This window comes from Marinifilum sp. JC120 (genome assembly GCA_004923195.1).
In the GTDB taxonomy this organism is placed as follows: domain Bacteria; phylum Desulfobacterota; class Desulfovibrionia; order Desulfovibrionales; family Desulfovibrionaceae; genus Maridesulfovibrio.
In genome coordinates, this window is record RDSB01000022.1 from 41,385 (window position 1) to 66,978 (window position 25,594).

Here is a 25,594-nt window from a genome sequence, read left to right on the forward strand (position 1 = left end):
AAACTTTATCTATATCATAATCCGGCAGGTTTCCATTCTGCTCACAGGCATTACATCTCCTCGCAACCCGCTTCCAGCCTGACATATAGCAGTTTCCATTTTGCACAGTCTGCTTCTGACACAGTCCCCTGTGACAACTGTCTCAAAATGACACACTCCTTATGCGGCCAGCTTTTTATGCGTGTTTTCACACATTAAACTGTAAATTATAGCACGCAAATAAAAGTCTGTAAAAATATTTTTAAAAATATTGATCCAGTCCTGAAAATCATCACCTCACCAACCCCCCGTTTTCATTAACTATGTCATTTTGGACCTAATTTTGCTGTAGGTTACAGGCAATTAAGGTGCGGCCGAAGCATCCCTTGCCAATCAAGGGCTGTGCGAGATTGTCCAAAAAGGAACGATTCCAAACCGCCAATATATTGTGGTTCCTTGACTTATTGTATCCGGTTGGACATATAAAACACAAGCTCATAGAGACTTTCTCATAGTTTCTCTCGGCTGGTTCAGCATCTAAAATTATGTCTTTTTTGATATATCGAAAAAGATTCTGCAAACAGACAACTTACAGACTGCCGCCAAACAAAACGTGCGGTCATTGCAACAAAACCTATTTCACCCCGGAGCCTTAACTCATGATGAAAACTGTTCCTGTTCAGGACTCCATCGGCAATGTCCTCTGTCACGACATGACCCGCATCGTCCCCGGCGAATACAAGGGGCCCGCCTTTAAGAAAGGGCACATAATTACCCCGGAAGATATTCCGGTACTTTTAGAAATCGGCAAAGAACATGTTTACATCCTGACCCTCGAAGAAGGGCAGCTGCATGAAAACGATGCTGCAAGACGCATTTCCAAAGCTGTAGCCGGTCCGGGAATCACCCTCACCGACATCAGCGAAGGACGTATTAATATGATCGCCGCTCCGGGATTGCTCTGCATCAATGTAGAAGCCCTGAACCACATCAATAGTATTGATGAAGTCGTTGTGGCGACCCTGCATAACGGTATCCAGATCACCGAATCCCGTGAAGTTGCCGGAACCCGCGTTGTCCCGCTGGTCATTGATGAGAGCAAGATCGAACAGGTGGAAGAAATCTGTCGTGATTGCGGTCCCATCGTCAGCGTAAAGCCTTTCCGTAATCTCAAAGTGGGCCTGATCACCACCGGAAGCGAGGTTTATCACGGACGGATCAAGGACAAATTCGGCCCGGTTATCCGCAATAAATTTTCCAAGCTCAACTCGGATGTGATCGGACAGACCTTTGTCAGCGATGACCCCGATATGACCAGCACCGCGATCCTTAAAGCAATTGATGACGGAGCGCAGATGGTGGTGGTCACCGGAGGCATGAGCGTCGACCCCGACGATCAGACCCCGGCTTCAATCAGAGCCACAGGTGCCGAAATAGTCACCTACGGCTCCCCCACTTTCCCCGGAGTAATGTTCATGCTCGGATACCTGAACGGTGTACCCATCGTGGGTTTGCCGGGCTGTGTCATGTACTACCGGGCCAGCATTTTCGACCTTATTGTTCCGCGGATCGTGGCTGGTGAACGGCCCACCCGCATGGAAATCGCCGAATTGGGCCACGGTGGTTTCTGCGCCGGTTGCGACACCTGCCGCTACCCGCTGTGTTCTTTCGGTAAATAGAGGATAGTTCGACGTCCTTCCCGGACGCCTGCGAATACAAAACAGCAGTAATTCAAGGAGGTTCTTTCCATGATCAAACGGACTCTGAAAGTTAACGGTGTTGAGAAATTCATCATCTGCGAAAATGATGATTCCCTCGCCAATGTTCTGCGCGAAAAGCTCGGTCTGCTCAGCGTTAAAATCGGTTGCGGAACCGGACAGTGCGGTAGTTGCTCAGTCGTAGTTGACGGCAAGCTCAAACGTACCTGCACCATGAAAATGAAACGCGTTGAAGATTTCACCGAAGTCATCACTACCGAAGGTATCGGAACTCCGAACCAGCTGCACCCGATCCAGCTTGCATGGATGGCCCACGGCGGCGCACAGTGCGGTTTCTGTACCCCCGGTTTCATTGTTTCCACCTACGCTCTGATTCTCTCCAATCCTAAACCGACCCGCGGAGATATTCGCGACTGGTTCCAGAAACATCGCAACGCCTGCCGCTGCACCGGTTACAAACCGTTGGTTGACGCAGTTCAGGACGCAGCAGCAGTAATGCGCGGCGACATGAGTGAAGACGCTCTGCTCTTCAAAATGCCTGAAGATCAGCGCATCTGGGGTTCCAAATATCCCCGCCCCACCGCAGTGGCCAAAGTTACCGGTACTCTCGATTACGGTGCAGACCTCGGCCTGAAAATGCCCGAAGGCACCCTGAAATGCGCACTGGTACAGGCTGAAATATCCCACGCCAACATCATTTCCATCGACACATCCGAAGCAGAAGCAATGGAAGGTGTCGAAAAAGTTGTTACCTACAAAGACATCAAGGGTAAAAACCGCATCACCGGTCTGATCACCTTCCCCACCAACAAAGGTGACGGTTGGGATCGCCCCATTCTTTGTGACGAAAAAGTATTCCAGTACGGTGACGCCATCGCCATCGTCTGCGCAACTTCTGAAAAGATCGCCAAGGCCGCAGCAGCCAAGGTAAAAGTTGAACTGGAACAGCTGCCCGAGTACATGAACGCTCCCGCCGCCATGGAAGAAGATGCCATGGAAATCCATCCCGGCACCCCCAACGTCTATTTTGAACAGAAGGTTGCCAAGGGCGAAGAAACCGCTCCCATCTTCGACAAAGCCGACGTTGTTGTGGAAGGCAGCTACTATGTACAGCGCCAGCCGCATATGCCCATCGAGCCGGACGTAGGTTTCGCTTTCCTCGATGATGACGGCAAACTCTGCATTCACTCCAAGTCCATCGGCCTGCACCTCCATGCAGCTATGATCGCTCCCGGTCTGGGCATTGAAATCGAAAACCTGATCATGGTTCAGAACTATGCTGGTGGTACTTTCGGTTACAAATTCTCCCCCACCATGGAAGCTTTGGTCGGTGCAGCCTGCCTCGCTACCGGTAAGCCTGTATTCCTCGGCTACAACTGGCATCAGCAGCAGACTTACACTGGTAAACGTTCACCCTTCTTCACCGACATCCGCGTTGCCGCTGACAAAGACGGTAAACTGCTCGGTCTGGAAACCGACTGGATTTGTGACCACGGTCCTTACTCCGAATTCGGTGACCTGCTGACCCTGCGCGGTGCCCAGTTCATCGGTGCCGGTTACAACATGCCCAACATCCGTGGTCTCGGTAAAACCGTTTGTACCAACCATGCATGGGGTTCTGCTTTCCGTGGTTATGGTGCTCCTGAAACCGAATTCGGCTACGAAGTCATCATGGATGAGCTGGCTGAAAAACTCGGTATGGACCCCTTCGATCTGCGCGAAAAGAACATCTACCGCCCCGGCGACACTACCCCCACCGGTTGTAAGCCTGAAGTATACTGCATTGAAGATATCTTCACCAAGGGTCGTCCCAAATACGAAGAACTCAAGAAATGGGCTGCGCAGGATGCTGCCGCAGGCTTCAAACGCGGCTTAGGTATTGCTGTAGGTGTGTACGGTTCCGGCCTTGACGGACCTGACACAGCTGAGTCTGAAATTGAACTCAACAAAGACGGTTCCGTAACCCTCTTCAACTGCTGGCATGACCACGGTCAGGGTGCTGACATCGGTTGTCTGGGTACTGCCCATGAAGCCCTGCGTCCCCTCGGACTCACTCCTGAGCAGATTCATCTGGTCATGAACGATACCCGCAACTGCCCCAACGGCGGACCCGCCGGCGGTAGCCGCTCTCAGGTCGTTATCGGTAACGCCATTATTGCAGCTTGCCGCAACCTGATGGATGCAATGCGCAAGGCTGACAACTCTTACATGAGCTACGATGAACTGGTCGCAGCCAACAAGGCTGTCCGTTACAACGGTAAATGGTCTGCACCTGCCACCGAGTGTGATGAAAACGGTCAGGGTTCTCCCTTCGCCTGCTACATGTACGGTCTGTTCATGTCCGGTGTTGAAGTTGAAGTTGCCACCGGTAAAGTTCAGGTTGAAAAAATGGTTCTGGTTGCTGACATCGGTAAGATCAACAACAAACTCGCTGTTGACGGCCAGATGTACGGCGGTCTTGCTCAGGGTGTCGGACTGGCTCTCACCGAGGACTACGAAGACATCAAGAAGCACTCCACCATGGTCGGTGCAGGCTTCCCCTACATCAAGCAGATCCCCGATGACATGGAACTGATCTACGTTGAGACCGAACGCCCCGAAGGTCCTCACGGCGCATCCGGTGTTGGTGAGCTTCCGCTGACCACCCCGCACGCTTCCGTAATCAACGCTATCTACAATGCCTGCGGCGCACGCGTAACACATCTCCCGGCTCGTCCCGAGAAAGTTCTCGCTGCTATGAAAGGCTAATTAACTGACTATAGTCCGAGGTCAGGTGCATGTGCCTGACCTCGGATTTCTTTTGCCTCCGGCGGCTTAAACCCTTTTATTAAGGCTTCGCCACTATGGATCAAAAAAATTTACGAGATTGGGAAGCTAGGTGTACTCAGGAAGAGCCGCCTAAATGTAAGGCCCGCTGTCCGCTGCATGTGGATGGGCGGGAATTTTGCCGTCTGCTCTCAGCTGGACAGATAGATAAGGCTTGGGCTGTACTATGTAAGACTATGCCCTTTCCTTCGGTCAGTGCCAGAATCTGTGACGGAGACTGTCAAAGCGACTGTCTGCGTGAACAAGTGGGAGGTGGAATCAACCTTGCCGCGCTGGAACGATTTGCCGCAGAGAATGCCAAACGCAGCCCCATGATCAGGTCATTGCCTCCGCGCGGAAAGAATATTGCCGTTTTCGGTGCCCATCTTTCAGGGCTGGCCGCTGCTTGGGACCTCAGCAAAAAAGGCTTTACCGTCATTGTGTTCTGCAAAGACAAGCGACAGGGTTTCGAGAGTCTCCCGGTAGACAGGGTCAGTAATGAAATTATTGAAAAAGAACTGACCCAGCTCGGCAAAATGAATGTTTCCTTTGCGGAGCACGGCAAGCCAGATCCACAAACTATTATGGCCGCCTGCGAGAGCTTCGACGCTGTTTTTGTCGATCCTCTGGCATACAACAGTACGCAACTAGGTCTAAGCGAAGTGGACCTCGGCACTTTGCAAACCAGCATTGAATTCCTGTTCGCCTCCCCGGATGTAAGCGACAAATCACCCATTGAACTCATCGCCCTTGGTCGCAAGGGCGCGCTTTCCATTGAACGCAAGCTCCAAAATGCTTCTCTCACTGCCGGACGAGATCGCGAAGCCCCCTTTAAAACAAAACTTTTCACCAACATCAGTAAGACGGAAACAATAAATCCCGTTGCCGTTCCTGATGAAGGCTACTCCCCGGAACAAGCCCTCAAGGAAGCTGAGCGCTGTCTGCTCTGCGAATGTATGGAATGCGTAAAGAACTGTGCCTATCTGGAGGAATTTAAGAGCTACCCCAAAGCCTACGCCCGCCAGATTTACAACAACGCATCCATTGTCATGGGCACCCGTATGGCTAATACCATGATCAATTCCTGCATGCTTTGCGGATTGTGCGAGAAGGTCTGTCCCGAAAATTTTGCCATGCATGATCTCTGTCTCGAAGCCCGGCAGGATCTGGTGAACAAAGGGCATATGCCGCCCTCAGCCCATGAATTCGCCTTCCGCGATATGGATTTTGCCGACTCTTCAGCCTGTGCGCTGGTCAAACATCAGCCGGGCACCGATATAAGCAGGCAGGTATTCTTTCCCGGTTGCCAGATGAGCGCATCCGATCCCGGTGCGATTGAACGCACATACGCCCACCTCTGCTCCATACTGGACGGTGGAACCGGACTCATGCTGCGCTGCTGCGGAGCACCAGCCGACTGGGCCGGGCAAAAAGAAATGTTCGAGCGTAAAACAGCATCCCTTAAAAGAGACTGGGAATCACTTGGCCGCCCGCAAATTATTGCCGCCTGTCCTTCCTGTATTGAAAGCCTGCGTAAAGAATTTCCCGAAGCTGATGTTACATCCCTCTGGTCAGTGCTCAACTTGGAGATAGGTCAACTTGCGCAACGCCCGGAAACAAAACTGTTTTCCTTGCAGGACCCGTGCAGCTCCCGGACCAACCATGATTTAATGAATGATGTGCGTTTGCTGCTCAGTGGTTTAGACATAACTTTTGAAGAACCGGATCTTTCCGGAACACTCACCGAATGCTGCGGATTCGGAGGACTGCTAGCCAATGCCAATGAGCCGCTTGCAAATAAAGTTGCCAAGCGCAGAGCCGAAAAGCTGGACCATGACGGCATAACATACTGCGCCATGTGCCGAGACATGCTTTCCAAGGCCGGAAAACGTTGCCAACACATCCTCGACATCCTCTTTCCTGACGGAAGCGATGATCCAGCCGGACGCATGGCACCCGGATATTCTGCACGGCGGGAAAACAGGGTCCGCTTGAAGGAAAACCTGCTCCGCAAAACATGGAACGAACAACCGGAACCGCGCAACGATTATGAATCCATCGCTCTGGAATTCACTGAAGAAGCTCACAAAATGATGGAAAAACGACGCATCCTTTTATCAGATGTGCAGAAAACCCTTCATGCAGTGCAGGATTCAAGGCAAGTGCTTAAAAATACTGAAACCGGGCACAAACTGGTACAGTTCCGGCCTGTCACGGTAACCTATTGGGTTGAGTACGAAATGAAGAACGGAACATATCTGGTCCACCGGGTCTGGTCCCACCGTATGCGCGTTCTTGGAGGTGTCTAATGGGAACACTAAAAGTTCTGGATGAAGATTTTTCTTCTTGGCAATGTGCAACATGTAGCAAACCACTACACCCCTCCCCAGTTGAACTGGAATATCTGGACAGCAGATTCAAAGTAGAATTGCCCAGCTGCCCTGATTGCGGATTCGTACTCATCCCGGAAGAACTGGCACTAGGCAAAATGGCCGAAGTAGAGAGGATGCTGGAGGATAAATAATGAAAGGAACCCCGCTTTGGGAAAAATCCGTTCTGCGCGATGCTGCCGGAAACACCTTACGCCCCGGAGGATTCACTCTCACTGATCGAGCAGTAGCTCTAAGCGGACTCCCCGCAAACGCACGGGTATTGGATGTGGGCTGCGGGCTGGGCGCAACAGTTGAACATCTGCGCATAAAACACAGCCTGAACGCCTGCGGTATGGATTGTTCAAGTCTTCAGCTTGCAGAGGCTCCGGCAGGTCTGCCACTAACTCAGGGAAACGGGTCAAACCTGCCCTTTGCAGACTCCTGCTTTGACGCGATATTTTGCGAATGTGTGCTCTCGCTCATGCCGGACAAGGAGCAGACCATCAAAGAATTTAAGCGGGTACTCACAGACGATGGTAAGCTGATCATAAGCGACCTTTACCGTCGTGGCAGTGGACAAATTCAATGTCTGGATGGTTCCTGCGCCAATTCTCCGCTCTATCTCGGGCGGATTGAGCAAATTTTAAAGCAGCAGGGTATGCACATAACTGCCATAGAGGATTATTCCAGGCTATTGGTGGAACTAGCTGCCAAGTTGGTCTTTGCCGGGGAAAAAAATCCCGCTGCCGGGCAGAATTGCTGTGATCGCCCCGGCTATATGTTGTTGATAGCTGAATTTTAGTCGCCGGAGGCATCTACATGACCGATACAGACCTTAGAATAATGCAACTTAACGGTGCAGGATATTGCTGCGCTCAAATTATGATCATCCTTTGCCTAGATAATTTGCAACAGGACAACCCAGATCTGGTGCGCGCCGCACAGGGGCTATGCATGGGCATGGGAGACTGTTCTGGAACGTGCGGAATTTTAAGCGGCGGACTCTGTGCGCTAGGACTTTACGCTGGCAAGGGTACGGATGTGGAAACAGCCGAAGACAACTATCCCCTGCTGGTAGAAAATTTTCGAGAATGGTTCAAAAATAGAACTACCGCTGAATTCGGCGGCATAAGCTGCGCTGATATTTTGGATGGAGAATGCGGTGCGCCCCGCGCAGACCGTTGCGGCGTACTGCTTGGAGAAGCATACGCAGAGCTGATCAATATTTTGCTGGATAACGGTTATGACCCGGCACAGGGAAGGGATGAGACTGATGGATATTAGTTTTGATGTGGTTGAAACAGAATCCCTTTGCCCTATCTGTTTGAAGAAAATCCCGGCCCGCAGGGTCACGGAAAACGGCGAAAGCCGCATTGTGAAGGACTGCCCGGATCACGGACAATTCAGTACTCCTTTCTGGCGCGGAGAACCGGCAATTCAAGGCTGGTCACGCCCCAAAATCCCTTCCACTCCCCCGGTGATGGATACTACTGAAAGCAAAGGATGCCCTTTTGATTGCGGCCTCTGCCCGGACCATAATCAGCACACCTGCACCACACTGGTGGAGATCACTTGGCGTTGCGACCTGAAATGCAAGGTCTGCTTCGCCTCAGCAGGACAGAAAGTCCCGGCAGATCCCACTGTTCCTGAGCTTGATCAGCTACTTAAAAAAGTCCGCAACACCGCCGGACCGTGCAACCTGCAACTTTCCGGCGGGGAACCTGCGGTACGCGACGACCTGCCGCGAATTGCCGGACTGGCCAAAAAACACGGATTTCCTTTTGTGCAAGTCAACACCAACGGGGTGCGAGTCGCCCGCGAACACGGGCTTGCCAAACGCTGGGCCGCCGGTGGGGTGGATTCCGCTTTCCTGCAATTCGACGGCACCTCTGACCATATTTACAAAACCATCAGGGGCCGTAGCCTGCTGGAAGAAAAGATCAAAGCAATTGAAAACCTCACTGCGGCGGGGATCGGGGTAGTGCTTGTACCTACCATTGTTCCCGGTGTGAATGACGAAGACATCGGGGAAATCCTGAAGCTGGCTGTATCCTATACACCGGGTGTACGCGGAGTGCACTTCCAGCCGGTAAGCTACTTCGGGCGCTACCCCTCCCAGCCTTCAGATGACATGCGCATCACCCTGCCGGAAATCATGACCGCCTTGGAAGAACAGAGCGAACATCTGGTTCACCGGGATGACTTCATGCCTCCGGGCTGTGAACATTCCCTGTGCTCCTTCCACGCTAATTATCTGGTCATGGAAGACGGCAGCATGAAAAAGCTTTCCGCTAAAAAAGATGGTTGCTGTACACCTAAACCTGCCTCCGAAGGAGCAGACAAATCCAAAGCTTTTGTACGTCGCCAATGGGCTGCTCCCGAAGCAGGCTGCGAGTGCAAAGAACCGCAGGACGACCTTGACCGTTTCCTGACCAGAGCCAAAACGCACATTTTTGCCCTTTCCGGAATGGCATTTCAGGATGCATGGACACTTGACCTTGACCGCTTAAAAGGGTGTTGTATCCATGTTGCCGCTCCTGACGGCAGACTGATTCCTTTCTGTGCCTACAATTTGACCGCCATGGACGGTTCAACCCTGTACAGGAGAATGATTGATGACTGACCGCCCGCTGGGTAAATGGCTCAATCTGCGCATGGGCCGTGCTCCCGATATGAAACCCGTCTCTGTACGCGAACTTCAAGAATGGCAGTTCGATTGTTTGCGGCAGACAATGTTTCAAGCTGTAAAAAACTGTCCTTTCTATCACGAACGGCTGGCCGGAGTACAAACCGGAGCCATGCACACCCCTGCGGACCTTGCCCAGCTTCCCTTTACCACAGCTGACGACCTGCGCAATGGTCCCGACAACTTTCTCTGCGTCTCACAGGATGAAGTTGCCCGTGCTGTTACTTTAGCAAGTTCCGGCTCCAGCGGTCCCCCAAAACGCCTTTTCTTTACTGCCGGGGATCTTGAACGAACCATCGAATTTTTCCAGTACGGAATGGCTTCCATGCTGGGAGAAGGAGAGACCGTTCTGGCAATCCTGCCCGATTCACGACCCGGCGGTGTCGGGTCCCTTTTCGCAGAATCTATTTCTCTGCTGGGTGGGGAAACCGTGCTCCCGGTCAACCCGTCCTATATCAGCACCCTGCTCAACCTGTTGCTTGATAGCCACGCCAGCTGCATTTTAGGCCCAGCCATCCAGATACACGCCTTGGCCCGCATGCTGGACAGCAAAGGGATTACCATTAATCATGTGCGCTCGGTACTGCTCTGCTGGGATGTGCTTCCCCATGCTTCCATGCAAACCATTGCACGGGTCTTCGGCTGTGAGGTCTTTTCACACTGGGGCATGACCGAGACCTGCCTCGGCGGCGGAGTGGACTGCTGTCCCGGTTCGGGCATGCATCTGCGGGAACCGGATTTCTTTGTGGAAATAATTAATCCGGCAACAGAAAAGCAGGTCCCGGACGGTCATAAAGGCGAAATAGTTATCAGCACCCTTTCACGCAGAGCCATGCCCCTGATCCGCTACCGTACCGGGGATGTAGGCTGCATTATGCCTGATGAATGTTCCTGCGGACTGCCTCTGCGCAGACTGGGGGCAGTGGAAGGCAGACTTGATGACGGCATAATCCTCCCCGGAGGGAGCAGGCTGGACCTTAACGAGCTGAACAATATAATTCTATCCCACAAGGCAATTCTTGATTTCACCGTGGAATACCAGCCTGAAGAAATGATCCTTTCCTTCAAGCTGGACGTACTTCCCGGCAGCAAACCCAGCCCGGAAATAAAAAAACTCCTTATGGCCTATCCAAAAATCAGCCAAGCCAGTGCCAACCACAATTTAAAAATTTCGACCAGACTTGCCAATCAGGACGGAACCATCCACTCCGGTTTCGGCAAACGAGCCATAACAATCAACCCGACAAAGGCCGGTACCCTATGAAAAAACTCATCTCCAATCTCTGTTCCCTGCTTGAATCCGGCAATGACCTCATTCTGGCTTCCATTATAAAAAGCTCCGGCTCCACCCCCCGCTCTTCGGGCAGTAAAATGATTGTCATGCGTGACGGTTCCATTGACGGCACCATCGGCGGAGGACTTGTGGAAGCACTGGTTCAGAAAGAGGCCGCTGAAATTTTTAACGATACCGCCAACACGGTGACCTTCCGCGAATTCGATCTTTCCAATGAACTGGCCGCCAATGCGGATATGATCTGCGGCGGGCATGTGGAAGTAATGCTTGAACACTTGCCTGCGGATGAGCCGACCATTGCTGTTTTCAACGATGTGAATGAAGCCTTACGCAAGGGAAAACACGCCGTCTTATTCACTGTGTCTAAAGGGAATCAGATACGAGAGAGACAGACTGTGCGCCCTTGCTGCCAGCTTCCGGAACTGCAATTTGCCGAAGAAAAAGAGGCTACCAGACTTCTTGAAGCCGCCCTTAAATCCGGAACCCCGGTAGTAGAGGAAATCGGCAAAACATTGCTGACCACAGAAGCCTTCATTCCGCAGCCGGACCTATATATTTTCGGAGCCGGACATGTTTCCCGGCCCACGGCAGAGCTGGCAACATCGGTTAACTTCCGCACCGTAGTACTGGACGACCGCGCCGACTTTGCCAATGACGACAGGTTCCCGCAAGCTGCTGAAATCCATTTGCTACCCGACTTCAAAGACTGCTTTGCCGGGTTAGAAGTGAATGATAATTCATACATCATTATCGTTACTCGCGGACACCTGCATGACAAAACCGTGCTGGGACAGGCCCTTACCACCCCGGCCCGCTATGTGGGCATGATCGGCAGCTCTAAAAAACGCAACGCCATCTACGATGCTCTGCGCGATGAGGGAGTTGCGCAAACGGAAATTGACCGCTGCCATTGTCCCATAGGCCTAACCATCGGAGCACAGACACCCGAGGAAATCGCAGTCTCAATTGTGGGAGAACTGATCCAGAAACGAGCCGGGGGTTGAACATGAAAATTTACGGACTGATTCTGGCGGCGGGTTTTTCGTCGCGCATGGGAAAACTAAAGGCTCTACTGCCGCTGGACGGATGCACGGTACTATCCCGCTGCATTCGCTCGCTGGTTAACGGCGGAGCCTCCGATGTCTTTGTGGTCACCGGCCACAAGGCGGATAAAGTCGGGTCCGAAGCAAAAGTGCTGGGAATGCACGAAATTTTCAACCCGGACTACGATCAAGGCATGTTTTCCTCGGTCAAAGCCGGGGTACAGGGATTGCCGGATGATGCTTCCGCCTTTCTAGTTCTGCCTGTGGATATTCCGTTGGTGCGCTCCTCAACCATCCGGGCTTTAACCTTTGATTATACATCAGCACCTGCTGATATCATCTATCCCTGCTTCAAGGGAGAACGGGGCCATCCACCGCTGATCAGTGCCAAGCTAATCCCCGAAATCCTAGCTCACGACGGTAGCGGCGGACTGCGTACGGTTCTTGACAGGCATGAACAAAATTCGCGGGAACGCAATATGCCGGATCTCGGCATCCTGCGTGACCTGGACACCCCCGCAGATTACGAACAGGCCCGCCTTATTTCCCGCCGCCGCGTTCCCCTGCCTGAAGAATGTGAAGCTCTCTGGGAACTGGCCGAAACCCCGCTCCAGACAAGAGAGCACTGTAAAACAGTAGCTGAGGCCGCATGTTTGATGGCAAAGGCCCTAAACAAAGCCCGCAAGCACCAAAAAACGCTGGACCTCAATATAGTCAAATGCGCGGCCCTGATGCATGATGTAGCCAAGCTCAAACGCAACCACGAAGCCGCAGGTGCGGCCATCCTAGCGGGTTACGGTTTTTCAGGCATTGCCGACATTGTCGCTGCTCACCGGGATACGGATATCAAGGCAGACTCACCGCTCACCGAACAGGAAATCGTCTTTCTGGCCGACAAACTTTTTCAAGGCACCAATCCGGTCTCCCTTGACCAACGTTACGGTAAAACCCTCGCAAGATGGAAAAGCGACCCCGATGCCGTTGCCGCCATAACCGGAAGACTTTCGCGGGCAAAGGACCTACTCCAGAGATATGAACAAGAAGCTGGGATAAGCATTCCCGAGCACCTACCCCGATTACAGGCAAAGGAACTTGTATGATCGTACTCATCCGCCACGGGGAAATTGAAGGCGCAAAAGGACGGGCCGTGGGTCAAATTGACCTGTCTCTTTCCACAAAAGGACTTAGGCAAGCCGCGCAACTTGCTGAATCATTAGACACCTTCCATCCACGGCGCATCTATTGCAGTCCCTTGACCAGAACCATGCAAACAGCATCCTTCATTGAAAAACAATGTAAACTTAAAGCAATCCCTGTCCCGGAAATTAAAGAAATCAATCTGGGGGAGTGGGACGGTCTCGACTTTGCTGAACTGAAAAGACTTTACCCGCACGAATATAAACAACGTGGCGAGGACATTGCAGGTTTCCGCGCTCCCGGTGGAGAAAATTTTACAGATGTGACGGAACGGGTCCGCTCTTTTCTGGAACAGCTTAATGATGCAAGTCCGGTCATAGCCGTTACCCATGCCGGAGTAATCAGGGTAATTATGCATATTGTATTGGGCTTTCCACTGGACAATATTTTCAGGATCAAACCGGACTACTGTCATGCTACGATCATAGAAAAAAAAGGTGATGATTTTTTTCTGAAAGGTTACAACTTTTCTCCGAAACCGGGATTGGACAAACAACTGCTTGAAATGATGCCGAAACACAGCTGATTCCCATATCCTTGACTTATTTCTCATGCAGGCGGACAATAAAATAATACAATAATTGTATGAAGATAGACATAATTTTAAGCAGAGGGAAGATATGCAGGTAACCAAATTCGCCATCCCGGAAGTTATTTTCGGGAACGGCAGTATAACCTATCTGGCTTCATGCGCCCAGAGACTGGGGGCCAAACGGGTCCTGCTGGTCAGTGACAAAGGTTTGGAAAAATCAGGCTGGGTAAAAATCATCATCAATCTTCTTAACGCCGCAAATCTTGACTGTGTATATTTCAACGGCCTGACCGCCAACCCGAGGGCCTGCCAGATTCAGCAGGGAGCGCAACTATACCGCGACCACAAGGCTGATGTTATCATCGGACTGGGCGGAGGAAGTCCCATTGACGCCTCCAAAGGTATTGCCATCATCGTCAGCAACGGCGGAGAAATCCACGACTATGAGGGAGCCAACCGCATCAGCCGCCCCCTGCCGCCCATGATATTCATCCCCACCACAGCCGGAAGCGGCTCCGATGTTTCGCAATACGCCATCATCACCGACAAAAAACGCAAAGTAAAAATGGCCATCATCAGTCGTTCGCTGGTGCCGAATATTTCAATTATTGATCCCGACCTGCTGGTCACCAAACCACGGGAGCTTATCCTTGCTTCGGCCGTTGATGCACTGGCCCACGCAATTGAATCATATGTTTCAAGATTGGCTTCTCCCTTTACGGAATCACAGGCCTTGACCGCCATCAGGCTCATTGCCGGCAATATCAAACCGGCAGCCAATTCCAAGGACCTTGAAGCCTTGAAGAATCTTTCCATCGCCAGCACAGCGGCAGGTATGTCCTTCAGCAACGCCGGGCTTGGGGTTGGTCACTCCCTGGCCCATTCCCTTGGCGGTCGCTACGACGTAACTCATGGTTTGACCCTGCCGATACTGCTTCCTTCCGTGGTTCGATTCAATAAACCCTGCGCTGAAAGGAAGATGGAAACCATTGCCCGGACCATCAATGAAAGCTGTCCGGCTCCGGCAAAACAGAAAAAGCACGATTTAAGCGATATCCTGCAATCAATGTTCGAAGAACTGGAAATTCCCATGCGCTTGCGGGAGATTGTACCGAACAACGACCAAATGGAAGAAATCTGCCGTCTGGCTGTGAAGGACGCCTGCTCGGTGACCAATCCGAGAGAAGCGGACTGTGACGACCTTATGAAAATTTGCGGAGAGTCGTGGTAATGGCTAACAAAACAGCACTGCATGATCTGATCGGAATTGAACATCACAAACTGAACTTTTTTCAAGAACTCCAGCAAAACATCAAAGAACTGAAGGGAATCAACCGGGAATCCGAGGATCAGCGCTGTGAAATAGCCGCCATCCTTGACGGCATAACCGATGTAATGATGGTCCTTTCCGAGGACCTGAAAATCATCTCGGTAAATAGAATTTTTGAACAGCTTTTCCCCGGCATCAATCCCATCGGCAAGAAATGTTACACCTTGTTCAGGGACAGCAAGCACCCCTGCCCGGAATGCCCGGCCTTCAAATCCCTTTCCACCAACTCGGTCTGCAAGGACTCTGCTATTTTCCGCATTGACGGCAAGAATCAGCAATTCGACATGGTCGCTTCCCCGCTGAAGACTCCCGGAACCGAAGAAGACCGCATCCTGATATTCAAAAGGGATGTGACTATGGAAAAAGAATATCAGGCAAAATTTTATCAGGCCGAAAAAATGGCTACCATCGGGGTTCTGGCTGCGGGTGTGGCCCACGAAATCAATAACCCCATGGCCGCCGTGGCCGGTTTTGCCGAAGGCATCCAGCGCAGACTAGCTAGGCTCGACAAGGATATTCCCGCAGAGTTGGCCGAAGATCTCTACGACTATACCAATACAATCCTGAAAGAATGTCTGCGCTGTCAGGATATTGTAAAGACCCTGCTTTCATTTAGCCGCCCGGTAGCCTCGGAGTTCATTCCCGTGGATATGAATCAGGTGGCTGAAGACACCCTGCGCTTGCTGGACCATCAGTTCCGCCGCTACCAGCAGGTGAAACTTGAGGTAAAACTGACTTCACCCATGCAGTTAATTTTAGGCAACGAGGCCCAGCTCAAACAGGTCATCCTTAACCTGCTGACCAACGCGGTTGATGCCATTGAGCATAATGGGAGAATCGACATTGAAACCTTTATTGAAAATGAACATGTTGGAGTGCGGGTCAGTGATTCCGGCTGCGGTATTCCCGAAGACAACAGAGACATGCTCTTTGAACCATTTTTTACCACCAAGCAGGTGGGCAAAGGAATCGGCATCGGGCTGTCTACCTGTTTTAACATTGTAAGAGAACACAACGGCGAAATCATAGTGGACAGTGAAGTAGGCAAAGGATCCAACTTTACCGTACTTTTCCCCCTTCAGAGAGATTAGAGAATGCCTGAATCATACAAAGTTCTTGTGGTGGACGATGAAGAATCCATCCTCAAGCTGCTCAGCAAAGAACTCGCAAGCCCGGAACGGGTACTACATACTGCCAACTGTGCCAAAACCGCACGGGAAATGGCCCGCAAGGAACGTTACGAAGTCATAATTTCCGACATCCGTCTGCCGGACGGTGACGGACTTGAATTGCTCACCGAATTCAAAGACATGGAGCCGGATGTTGAAGTTATCCTGATTACCGGGCACGGCAATATCGACAACGCGGTTGAAGCCATCCGCATCGGAGCCTACGATTACATTACCAAACCCTTCCGATTAGACCGGGTGGAACTGGTGGTGGACCGCGCATGGCAAAGAGTCTGCCTGACCCGCGAAAACCGAAGTTTCAAACATTCCCAAAAATGCGAAACAGCAGGGTCACAACTCATCGGCAGCTCTTCGCCCATCAAGCAGATTCGCCACCTGATCAACAAAGTCGCGCCCACGAATGTTCCGGTACTGATCACTGGGGAATCCGGGGCCGGTAAAGATGTGGTAGCCCACGCCATCCACTGCGCCAGCCAGCGCGCGGGCAAACCCATGATCGTAAAAAACTGCGCCACCCTGCAAAAAGAACTTTCACGAAGTGAACTGTTCGGACACACCAAAGGCTCCTTTACCGGAGCCACGGAAAACTGCGACGGCCTGATGACCTTCGCCCATACCGGGACCCTCTTCCTTGATGAAATCGGGGAACTGCCCATGGAAGTGCAAGCTTCCCTGCTGAGAGTACTGGAATCACATACCTTCCGCCGGGTGGGAGAAAAAGACGAGCGCACCGTGGATATCCGCTTCCTTTTTGCCACCAACCGCAACCTTGCCAAGGAAGTAGAGGAAGGAAGATTTCACGAAGCTCTTTTCCATCGCATCAACGTTTTCAACATCAGCCTGCCGGAGCTCAAAGACCGCCGCGAGGATGTGCCCCTGCTCATCGATTTTTTCATCAACAAACTCGGTTTCCAGATGGGCCAGGGCGAATACACGGTCAGCGAACGGGCCATGCAATGCATGCTATCCTACCACTGGCCGGGAAATGTACGAGAACTGCGTAACGTGCTGGAACGCAGCATTATTTTGGCCGATAACAACAACATAACCTGCGCCTGCCTGCCCAAAGAAATCGCCGACCAGCCGGAACGCGAAGGAGAGGCCGGAATTCTCTCCCTTGAAAGAATGGAGCGCGAACACATCATCAAGGCCCTCGACTTCCTCAACGGCAACCGCCAGAAAGCCGCGCAGGCACTAGGCATCGGCCGCAAGACCCTTTACCGCAAGATTGATAAGTATAATTTGTAGAGTAGAATCAAATAATAATCAGATGGCTCTTTCTTAATCATCTGAAACCGCCCTGTGGAAACATGGGGCGGTTTTTAATTTCCATACCATTTTAGTGCCAAATCAAACCCAGCTTCACTGCAACTGGACTAATTTCCCTGTTCAGGCAGGATACACTTTCATAAATTCTAAAAGGGGAACATCATGCATAAAACTATCTTGGTTTTAATAATTCTCTCATTATTCGTAAGTTCGGCAGCTTATGCTGCTCCGCTTCAGGCCGGCGCAAATTTCCCGGACATCCCGCTTGCAGGCAAACTGACCGAAAGTCAAAAAAAGTATCTCGACCTGAAGGGCGACGGTCCATGGAAAATCAGCGATATTGATGCGGACTATATTATTATAGAAGTGTACAGTATGTACTGCCCGCATTGCCAGAGAGAAGCACCGACAGTAAACACCTTCTACAATCTGCTCAACAAATCTAAAGAATGTGCAGAGGTGAAATTTATCGGCCTTGCCGCTGGCAATACTGAATTTGAAATAGATTTTTTCAAAGAAAAATTCGGAGTAGAATTCCCGATCTTTGCTGACCCCGAACTCCTTATCCACGATAAAATGGGCCAGCCGGGAACCCCGCATTTCTTTTTACTGCAAAAGGATAGCAATAATTACAAAGTGATTCTGTCCCATGAAGGACCTTTTGAATCGGCAGAAAAATTCATGACCCGAATCAAGGACAAACTTTAGGAGAATAAAAATGAAAAGAACTATTCTCTGTACTATTTCCATACTCCTGCTGGCCTGTGCAAATGTTCAGGCCAAAGTTGCCAAGGAGCAAATATTCAAGTCAGCAAAGCTCAAACCTGTAGACAGCGTGCTGAAAGTCAAAGTTGGGGAGACAGCCCCGGACTTCATTCTACCCTCCACTTCCGGCAATGAGGTCACCCTGTCATCCTACCGAGGCAAAAAGAATGTTGTTATCTCATTTGTTCCCGCAGCATTCACACCTATCTGCTCTGATCAATGGCCCGGATACAACCTCGCCCGCGAGCTGTTTGAAATGCATGATGCTGTGATCCTCGGCATCACCACTGACAACGTTCCTTCGCTGCATGCATGGACCACACAAATGGGCAAAGACGGACTCTGGTTCCCGGTCCTGTCTGATTTCTATCCCCACGGTGCCACTGCCGCCAGATACGGAATACTTAGACCCGAAGGTGTTTCAGAGCGGGCGATCTTCATCATCGATAAAAAAGGAGTGCTACGTTATATTGACGTACACGACATAAATAAAAGGCCGGACCTCGGACAAATTATCAAGGCTCTTGAAAAGTTGAACTAATTAAAAGTCTCCATATCCTATGAGAAAGCCGTTCCGTACTCCACGGAGCGGCTTTTCACTTTACTAGCAATGCAAAATCAAACTTTATAACATAGCATACTCCGCACAAACACACAAAGAAAACATTTTGATTCGATAGCCAGCACAAAACTAACAGCATTTCACAAGTAATATACGACGATGGAAACAGTTTTTCCATACAGATATATGCTCAGCAAAGCACAAGTGCTATCTGACACACAGGACACCGTTACTGGTCCATATTGACACACCCCTTCATCACACCCCGCAATGTAACACTTCTATCATTCTTGTTACATTTTTCACATTAGAAAATTCAATATCAAGGACAAAAATGGATCTGAAATGAGTCACCTTCAAAATCGACAAAACCAACTAAGCAGCTAAAATATAAGCCCTTTCATGTTTGGCACACGTCTTGCCTTATAAGAAGCGTTAATAAGTACACGACTAGGCCCAACCTTCAATAACCTATTAAGCTACAAGGATGGACTCACATGGCAGTACGTGAACAAGTAAACGGTTTTTTTATTCCCAGCGTAACCCTTATCGGTATTGGCGCTCACAAAGAAATCCCCGCTCGCATCAAGGCTCTCGGCGGTAAAAAACCCCTGCTCGTAACTGACAAGGGTATCACCGGCGTAGGAATCACCCAGCAGATCGTTGACATTCTCAAAGCTGAAGGTATGGACTGCGTAGTCTACGATGACACCATTCCCAACCCTACTGACAAGAACGTAGCTGACGGCGTAAAAGCTTATCAGGACAACAAATGTGACTCCCTGATCACCCTTGGTGGCGGTAGCTCCCATGACTGCGGTAAAGGCGTAGGCCTTGTTGTTGCCAACGGCGGCAAAATTCATGATTATGAAGGCGTAGACAAATCTACTAAACCCATGCCTCCTTATGTAGCAGTTAACACTACCGCAGGTACTGCTTCTGAAATGACCCGTTTCTGCATCATCACCGATACTTCCCGCAAGGTTAAGATGGCTATCGTTGACTGGCGTGTAACTCCCGGCATCGCACTTGATGATCCGCTGCTGATGATGGGCATGCCTCCGGCACTGACCGCAGCAACCGGTATGGATGCACTGACTCACTCCGTTGAAGCTTGGGTTTCCACCATCGCCACCCCCATCACAGACGCTTGTGCTGAAAAATCCATCCGCCTGATCAACCAGTTCCTGCGCCGCGCAGTAGCTAACGGTCAGGATATCGATGCCCGTGAAGGTATGTGCTACGCCCAGTATCTCGGCGGCATGGCCTTCAACAACGCATCCCTCGGTCACGTACACGCTATGGCTCACCAGCTCGGCGGTTTCTATGACCTGCCTCACGGTGAGTGTAATGCTATCCTGCTGCCCCACGTTGAACAGCACAACCTGATCGCAAATGTTGAGCGTTTCGCTACTCTGGCTGAATGGCTCGGCGTGGACACAAGCGGTATGGACCAGCGCGATGCAGCTGACGCAGCACTCGATGCTATCCGCCAGCTCTCCGCTGACGTTGGTATCCCCGCAGGTCTGAAGGCACTTGGCGAAAAATACGGCAAGAAGGTTTCCGAAAAGGATATCCCGACTATGACTGCCAACGCCCAGAAAGATGCATGTGGTCTCACCAACCCCAGATGTATGACTGACGAAGCTGTTGCAGAAATCTATAAGGCTGCAATGTAAATATAGAAAGTTCCATCCGGCCTGCGAACCTGCAAACCGCAGGCCGGATGTACAAAATACTTTTGTTCACAGGTATGCGGATCATTTTGCATAACAGAGGTCATGGATTGGCAAAGGTCTGATCCGTTTGCCTGTAAACATCCGGCATCGGCGCGCAGGTGGAGCTGCAAACTCATCAGCCGGATGAACAGCGTATTTACGGAGGGGGACAAACTCCCCCTCAGAAATTTACCCCGCGCAGGCCCGGTTGCTTTGAATGCCCGCAATTAAAGCATACGGACCAATGCAAAAATTGTTTCAATCACGTGCGGTCCTAACGGACCGTAAACTCCGGCACCTTGGAAACAAATGCAATCGGGCCTGCTCCTTTCATCCTTCTCTGCATTCTGACATCCTTCATCTAATCAATTCCTTTTACTTAGAGCCACATTTTCTGCTGCCTGATGTTGCAAAAGCGACAAAGTCGTAATATTACACTTGTTGACGACAATTATAATATTGCCGCCATCCTGTTTTTAAATCATTTAAATTTAAGGAAGGTTTCACATGGCAGTACGAGAAGAAGTCAACGGTTTTTTCATTCCCAGCGTAACTCTCATCGGCATCGGTGCGCATAAGGAGATCCCCGCCCGTATCCGCTCACTGGGAGGTCGAAAACCCCTGCTGGTAACAGACAAAGGCATTACCGGCGCAGGCCTGACCGCACAAATTTCTGATATCCTGAAAGCGGAAGGCATGGAACACGTCATCTACGACGAAACAGTCCCCAACCCCACGGACAAAAATGTCATGCAAGGCGTTGAAGTGTACCGCAATAACGACTGCGATTCCCTGATCACCCTCGGCGGAGGCAGCTCCCACGACTGCGGAAAAGGTATCGGCATGGTTGTCGCAAACGGAGGCGCCATCCACGACTATGAAGGATTTGATCTCGGCTCCGGCCCGCTACCGCCCTATGTCGCGGTAAACACCACCGCAGGCACCGCTTCTGAAATGACCCGCTTCTGCGTCATCACTGACACCTCCCGCAAAGTAAAAATGGCTATCTGTGACTGGCGGGTAACCCCGGGCATAGCTCTTGATGACCCTCTGCTCATGATGGGCATGCCCCCCGCTCTCACCGCTGCCACAGGCATGGATGCCCTGACCCACGCAGTAGAGGCTTTTGTCTCCACAATCGCCACCCCCATAACAGACGCGTGTGCCGAAAAAGCTATCAAGCTGATTAATAAATACTTGCGCCGGGCCGTAGCCAACGGGCAGGACATCGAAGCCCGCGAAGGCATGTGTTATGCCCAGTACATGGCCGGAATGGCCTTCAACAATGCCAGTGTGGGACATGTTCATTCCATGGCTCACCAGCTTGGCGGTTTTTACAATCTGCCGCACGGAGAATGCAATGCCATCCTGCTGCCCTATGTTGAGCAGTACAACCTTATCGCCAAGGTAGACCGTTTTGCAGAAATGGCTCTCTGGCTTGGCGTGGACACCGACGGCTTAGCCCCAAGAGATGCAGCTGACACCTGCCTTGAGGCAATCCGCACCCTCTCCACTGATATAGGTATTCCCTCCGGCCTGAAAGAGCTTGGCAAACGGTATGGTAAAAATGTTTCCGAAGAGGATATCCCCATCATGACCGCCAATGCCCAGAAAGATGTATGTTGCATGACCAACCCCAGAACTATGTCTGACGAAGCTGTAGCTGCTATCTATAAAGCAGCTATGTAAGAAAGCAAAAAGCCCGGTTCCTATTCCGGAACCGGGCCATTACAAGCCACCTGCTACCATTCCTTTTTTAATTTCTGTATCTTTTCATATATTGACCCTGTGCCTATTGTGCTTGAGCGATAATATATTTATTATTTCCGTTGAAATTAATCCCACCCAAGGAAGCACAATGTTCATTCTTGAAAAACCATATGTATCGGACCTGTTAAAAACGACCCTCACTGAGATGGGTAAACTTGTACTCGACAACACAGTTGCCCGCGAAGCATTCAAAGATTCCCGCTTTTCCCTCAGCCCGGAAAGTAAGTTTGCAGAAGCATACAATAAAAACCTCGCCCAGCCTGTATACTCCAACTCGGAAAACGCCATTGACTGGATCGACAACAATCTCGGCAGCGGCAATCTGCCCCGGAAAATCCGTTTGTTCAAAGACAAAGGAGCCTTCCGCGATCTGGTCAAAGATATGTACCCGGATTTCTTTTACCGCACTGTAAAATTTGAAGATCTTGATAGTGTCAAAGCAGAAGAACTGCCCATTCCCTGTGTTATCAAGCCTTGTGTGGGGTTTTTCAGCCTTGGTGTACACATGGTGGAATCCATTGAAGGCTGGCAACAGGCTATAGAAGCCATCAAGAACGAAGTGGAAAACATCAAAACCATGTATCCTGCCAAGGTGCTGGAGCTCGACAACTTTATAATTGAAGAATGCATCGAAGGCGAAGAATTTGCAGTAGATGCCTATTATGATGCTAACGGAAATCCGGTAATCATCAACATCCTCGGGCATCTGTTCGCTTCCAGCGATGATGTCAGCGACCGCTGCTACATCACCTCCACCGAGATCATCAACAAACATCACGATGATTTTCTCAAGCTGCTCAATGAAATCGGCAAACGGGCGGAGTTAAAGAATTTCCCCATCCATATAGAAGTTCGCACCGACGGTCGCGGCAATCTCGGAGTAATTGAGGTCAACCCCATGCGTTTTGCAGGCTGGTGCGTAACCGATCTGGGTTACTACGCTTATGGTATCAACCCGTATAAATATTTCATGGAAGGGACCAAACCGGACTGGAACAAAATATCCGGCTGTTGCGATGGTAAAGTATACGCCATGGTCATCGGGGATATTGATTCCACCGTGGACCGCTCGAAAATAAAGTCCGTGAATTATGAAGGATTTAAGGCCAACTTTTCCAAACCGCTGGAATTACGGGAAATTGACTATAAAGAGCATCCGGTTTTCGCCTTCATCTTTGCAGAAGTTGCTGCGGACAATATGGATGAGTTGAAACAAATGCTGCATGCGGATTTTACGCCGTATTTGAATATGGAATAGAATTTAAGAATGAACGGCCCGCAAATGCGGGCCGTTTCTGTTTTATTTAAATTAGAAGGGCTGGCCGTTGTTGATCTGATATGCATAAGTATGCTCTCCTGCACGACTATTGTTGCCTCCCCACCCCGTTATTTTGACAATTCCCATCAGTCCCTTACGAAGCTGAGTATCATCCGATGACCATTCAATTGTACCATACCCAGTTACGACCTGAGGATTGGGAGCTTGAAACTTTAGACTAAGAGCCGAATGCGCTGGAATATCAACGTCTCCAGTTCCAGATGAAATAGTGACCACTCCAGAACTGCCACCCTTAAAATATTTGCTAAACTGAGTAACTTCCAGACCATCCTGATTAAGAATCTTTATTCTTACGTGAACATTGCTACCAGAAACATTCGTAAGATGAATCATTGTCCACCCTTGATTAAGATTATTATATTTATCGGAATAGACCTCCGGCAAAAACGCACTCCCCTGCGAAATAAAAGTCCCCTGCGCAAACACACCACCGCACATCAAAACAACCAGAACTGCGGACATCAGGCCCGCGCGAATCAGTTTCATCATCTGTTTTCTCCTTTAGAGTTATAAAAAAAGCCGCACAAGCAAATACTTGTGCGGCTGACTGCTAATTTAGAAGGGCTGGCCGTTGTTGATTGGATAGGAAAAAGCATATAGCATATGTTCCTGCTTTTCCACAAGTGACTTTCCATCCTCGATGCTCAACAACTCCCACTAAGGCTTTATGAATTCTATCATCATCAGAACTCCATTCTACAACTGCACTACCCCAAATCATCATTGGTATTGTTAAATGGAATTGCACTACTCGTGCGGAGTGAGACGGCATATCAAACTCACCAGTCCCTGAAGAAACAACTGGTGCGGAGTAGGAGTTAGAACCTGTCATAACTTTTGTATAATGTGTCACATCATTCCCATCATGATCACGAACAGTAACTCTTATCTTTAAATTGCTGCCAGTTATGTTGGTAAGAAGTATTCGGGCATATCTTTTTGTTGTACAATCTTTGTACCAGGCAGTCACAGAAGGAATTACCGTTGTTCCCTGCGGAACAAAAGTCCCCTGCGCGAACACGCCACTGCACATCAAAACAACCATAACTGCGGACATCAGGCCCGCGCGAATCAGTTTCATCATCTGTTTTCTCCTTTAGTGATTAATTAAATTGAAGCACAACTCAACAATTAGCCCAGCAATAACCACAAAGAAACCTAAGTTCAATGACAAACTTCTCTTCAAAACCTACAAAATATTTTTAATGAAAAGGCTACCGCAAGAGAGGACACACGACGACCACTGACATGGAAACAGGCAACAGCTTCGGGATGGCTCATGAGTCCATTTTTCTGGGAATTGAGCTAGGATTAAATTTTAGGATGCGGCCCGCAAATGCGGGCCGTTTTGTTTGTTTAAATTAGAAAGGCTGACCACCATTCAACAGAATACTATTTGAAAAATAGCCTTGATGTTTAGTATTTGAGCCTTGTCCGATCTGCTTACAGACCCCCATCAAGGCTTTTTTTAATTGAGGATCACTTGAGGCCCACTCAACACTCGCATGTCCATATATCACTGACTGGGCTGTCTGGGTCCCATACGCAGCGTACATACGCGACGAGTATGGAGGAATTTCAAAAATATTCCCAGCTGAAACGTAAGTTGGCGAAGCTGAGCTAGACCCAGTGTAAACAGTTCCAAGATGTGAAATATCTGCGCCGTCATGGTTGTACACCGACACTTTCACTTGCACCGGTTGGTTTGTTATATTGGTCAGAAACAAATACGGAAGATTCTTGTTGTAAGCATTATTATACCAAGCGTAAACACTGGGAATAACCGCACTCCCCTGCGGAATAAAAGTACCCTGCGCAAACACACCACTGCACATCAAAACAACCATAACTGCGGACATCAGGCTCGCGCGAATCAGTTTCATCATCTGTTTTCTCCTTAAAAGTTATAAAAAAAGCCGCACAAGCGAATACTTGTGCGGCTGGTTGCTAATTTAGAAGGGTTGTCCGTTGTTGAGAGGATAGTGACCACTGTAAGGCTGCCCTCCCCCTCCTAATCCATATTTT

General features: G+C 50.2%; 23 protein-coding genes. 19 read left to right on the top strand and 4 right to left on the bottom strand.

Features of this window, described 5'->3' with window-relative positions; translation table 11 throughout:
* Nucleotides 1-638 precede the first annotated feature (638 nt).
* The 17 genes from D0S45_17790 to D0S45_17870 all read left to right on the top strand — a co-directional run bounded on the left by D0S45_17790 (nucleotide 639) and on the right by D0S45_17870 (nucleotide 20,421).
* The gene (locus tag D0S45_17790; GenBank protein TIH12523.1) at nucleotides 639-1,658 is read left to right on the top strand and encodes a molybdopterin-binding protein; all 1,020 of its coding nucleotides are present in this window, start codon (nucleotides 639-641) and stop codon (nucleotides 1,656-1,658) included.
* 69 nt (nucleotides 1,659-1,727) lie between these two features.
* Nucleotides 1,728-4,445 (top strand): aldehyde oxidoreductase, encoded by a 2,718-nt coding sequence (locus tag D0S45_17795; GenBank protein TIH12524.1) that lies wholly within the window; start codon nucleotides 1,728-1,730, stop codon nucleotides 4,443-4,445.
* A 95-nt stretch (nucleotides 4,446-4,540) separates the two neighbouring features.
* Nucleotides 4,541-6,811: a 4Fe-4S ferredoxin gene (locus D0S45_17800; protein TIH12525.1), complete on the top strand. Its 2,271-nt coding sequence runs from the start codon at nucleotides 4,541-4,543 to the stop codon at nucleotides 6,809-6,811.
* A complete protein-coding gene (locus D0S45_17805; protein TIH12526.1) occupies nucleotides 6,811-7,026 on the top strand; it encodes a DNA-binding protein in 216 nt (71 codons plus the stop codon). The genes D0S45_17800 and D0S45_17805 overlap by 1 nt, the downstream gene beginning before the upstream one ends.
* Complete coding sequence (locus tag D0S45_17810; protein TIH12527.1) at nucleotides 7,026-7,676, top strand: class I SAM-dependent methyltransferase; 651 nt, start codon at nucleotides 7,026-7,028, stop codon at nucleotides 7,674-7,676. Before D0S45_17805 ends, D0S45_17810 begins: the two co-directional genes overlap by 1 nt.
* A gap of 17 nt (nucleotides 7,677-7,693) precedes the next feature.
* Nucleotides 7,694-8,158 (top strand): C_GCAxxG_C_C family protein, encoded by a 465-nt coding sequence (locus D0S45_17815; GenBank protein ID TIH12528.1) that lies wholly within the window; start codon nucleotides 7,694-7,696, stop codon nucleotides 8,156-8,158.
* Nucleotides 8,148-9,497, top strand: coding sequence for a radical SAM protein (locus D0S45_17820; GenBank protein ID TIH12529.1), 1,350 nt, complete (start codon nucleotides 8,148-8,150; stop codon nucleotides 9,495-9,497). The genes D0S45_17815 and D0S45_17820 overlap by 11 nt, the downstream gene beginning before the upstream one ends.
* Nucleotides 9,490-10,824 carry a phenylacetate--CoA ligase family protein gene (locus D0S45_17825; protein TIH12530.1) on the top strand — a complete coding sequence of 445 codons (1,335 nt, stop codon included), beginning with the start codon at nucleotides 9,490-9,492 and terminating at the stop codon, nucleotides 10,822-10,824. The genes D0S45_17820 and D0S45_17825 overlap by 8 nt, the downstream gene beginning before the upstream one ends.
* Nucleotides 10,821-11,858, top strand: coding sequence for an XdhC/CoxI family protein (locus D0S45_17830; protein ID TIH12531.1), 1,038 nt, complete (start codon nucleotides 10,821-10,823; stop codon nucleotides 11,856-11,858). The genes D0S45_17825 and D0S45_17830 overlap by 4 nt, the downstream gene beginning before the upstream one ends.
* Before the next feature lie 2 nt (nucleotides 11,859-11,860).
* Nucleotides 11,861-12,997: an HD domain-containing protein gene (locus tag D0S45_17835; GenBank protein ID TIH12532.1), complete on the top strand. Its 1,137-nt coding sequence runs from the start codon at nucleotides 11,861-11,863 to the stop codon at nucleotides 12,995-12,997.
* Nucleotides 12,994-13,620, top strand: coding sequence for a histidine phosphatase family protein (locus D0S45_17840; GenBank protein ID TIH12533.1), 627 nt, complete (start codon nucleotides 12,994-12,996; stop codon nucleotides 13,618-13,620). Before D0S45_17835 ends, D0S45_17840 begins: the two co-directional genes overlap by 4 nt.
* Nucleotides 13,621-13,714: 94 nt before the next feature.
* Complete coding sequence (locus D0S45_17845; protein TIH12534.1) at nucleotides 13,715-14,857, top strand: iron-containing alcohol dehydrogenase; 1,143 nt, start codon at nucleotides 13,715-13,717, stop codon at nucleotides 14,855-14,857.
* Nucleotides 14,857-16,047 (top strand): PAS domain-containing protein, encoded by a 1,191-nt coding sequence (locus tag D0S45_17850; protein ID TIH12535.1) that lies wholly within the window; start codon nucleotides 14,857-14,859, stop codon nucleotides 16,045-16,047. The genes D0S45_17845 and D0S45_17850 overlap by 1 nt, the downstream gene beginning before the upstream one ends.
* A 3-nt stretch (nucleotides 16,048-16,050) precedes the next feature.
* On the top strand, nucleotides 16,051-17,394 hold the full coding sequence (locus tag D0S45_17855) for a sigma-54-dependent Fis family transcriptional regulator (GenBank protein TIH12536.1): 1,344 nt from the start codon (nucleotides 16,051-16,053) through the stop codon (nucleotides 17,392-17,394).
* Between the two features lie 183 nt (nucleotides 17,395-17,577).
* A complete protein-coding gene (locus D0S45_17860) occupies nucleotides 17,578-18,123 on the top strand; it encodes a TlpA family protein disulfide reductase (GenBank protein TIH12537.1) in 546 nt (181 codons plus the stop codon).
* Nucleotides 18,124-18,133: 10 nt separating this feature from the next.
* Nucleotides 18,134-18,721 carry a peroxiredoxin gene (locus tag D0S45_17865; protein ID TIH12538.1) on the top strand — a complete coding sequence of 196 codons (588 nt, stop codon included), beginning with the start codon at nucleotides 18,134-18,136 and terminating at the stop codon, nucleotides 18,719-18,721.
* A gap of 518 nt (nucleotides 18,722-19,239) precedes the next feature.
* Nucleotides 19,240-20,421 (top strand): iron-containing alcohol dehydrogenase, encoded by a 1,182-nt coding sequence (locus D0S45_17870; protein TIH12539.1) that lies wholly within the window; start codon nucleotides 19,240-19,242, stop codon nucleotides 20,419-20,421.
* Here D0S45_17870 and D0S45_17875 read toward each other — a convergent pair.
* Nucleotides 20,403-20,633, bottom strand: a complete 231-nt coding sequence (locus D0S45_17875; protein ID TIH12540.1) for a hypothetical protein — start codon at nucleotides 20,631-20,633, stop codon at nucleotides 20,403-20,405. The two genes, D0S45_17870 and D0S45_17875, sit on opposite strands and share 19 nt — an antisense overlap.
* Nucleotides 20,634-20,967: 334 nt before the next feature.
* Between D0S45_17875 and D0S45_17880 the strand changes: the two genes are divergently transcribed.
* A complete protein-coding gene (locus D0S45_17880) occupies nucleotides 20,968-22,149 on the top strand; it encodes an iron-containing alcohol dehydrogenase (protein ID TIH12541.1) in 1,182 nt (393 codons plus the stop codon).
* 169 nt (nucleotides 22,150-22,318) lie between these two features.
* Nucleotides 22,319-23,488, top strand: coding sequence for an ATP-grasp domain-containing protein (locus D0S45_17885; GenBank protein ID TIH12542.1), 1,170 nt, complete (start codon nucleotides 22,319-22,321; stop codon nucleotides 23,486-23,488).
* 51 nt (nucleotides 23,489-23,539) lie between these two features.
* Here D0S45_17885 and D0S45_17890 read toward each other — a convergent pair whose 3' ends face one another.
* From D0S45_17890 to D0S45_17900, 3 genes are all read right to left on the bottom strand, one after another.
* The gene (locus D0S45_17890) at nucleotides 23,540-24,058 is read right to left on the bottom strand and encodes a hypothetical protein (protein ID TIH12543.1); all 519 of its coding nucleotides are present in this window, start codon (nucleotides 24,056-24,058) and stop codon (nucleotides 23,540-23,542) included.
* A gap of 61 nt (nucleotides 24,059-24,119) precedes the next feature.
* Nucleotides 24,120-24,653, bottom strand: a complete 534-nt coding sequence (locus D0S45_17895; protein ID TIH12544.1) for a hypothetical protein — start codon at nucleotides 24,651-24,653, stop codon at nucleotides 24,120-24,122.
* A 277-nt stretch (nucleotides 24,654-24,930) separates the two neighbouring features.
* Nucleotides 24,931-25,455, bottom strand: coding sequence for a hypothetical protein (locus tag D0S45_17900; GenBank protein TIH12545.1), 525 nt, complete (start codon nucleotides 25,453-25,455; stop codon nucleotides 24,931-24,933).
* Nucleotides 25,456-25,594 lie beyond the last annotated feature (139 nt).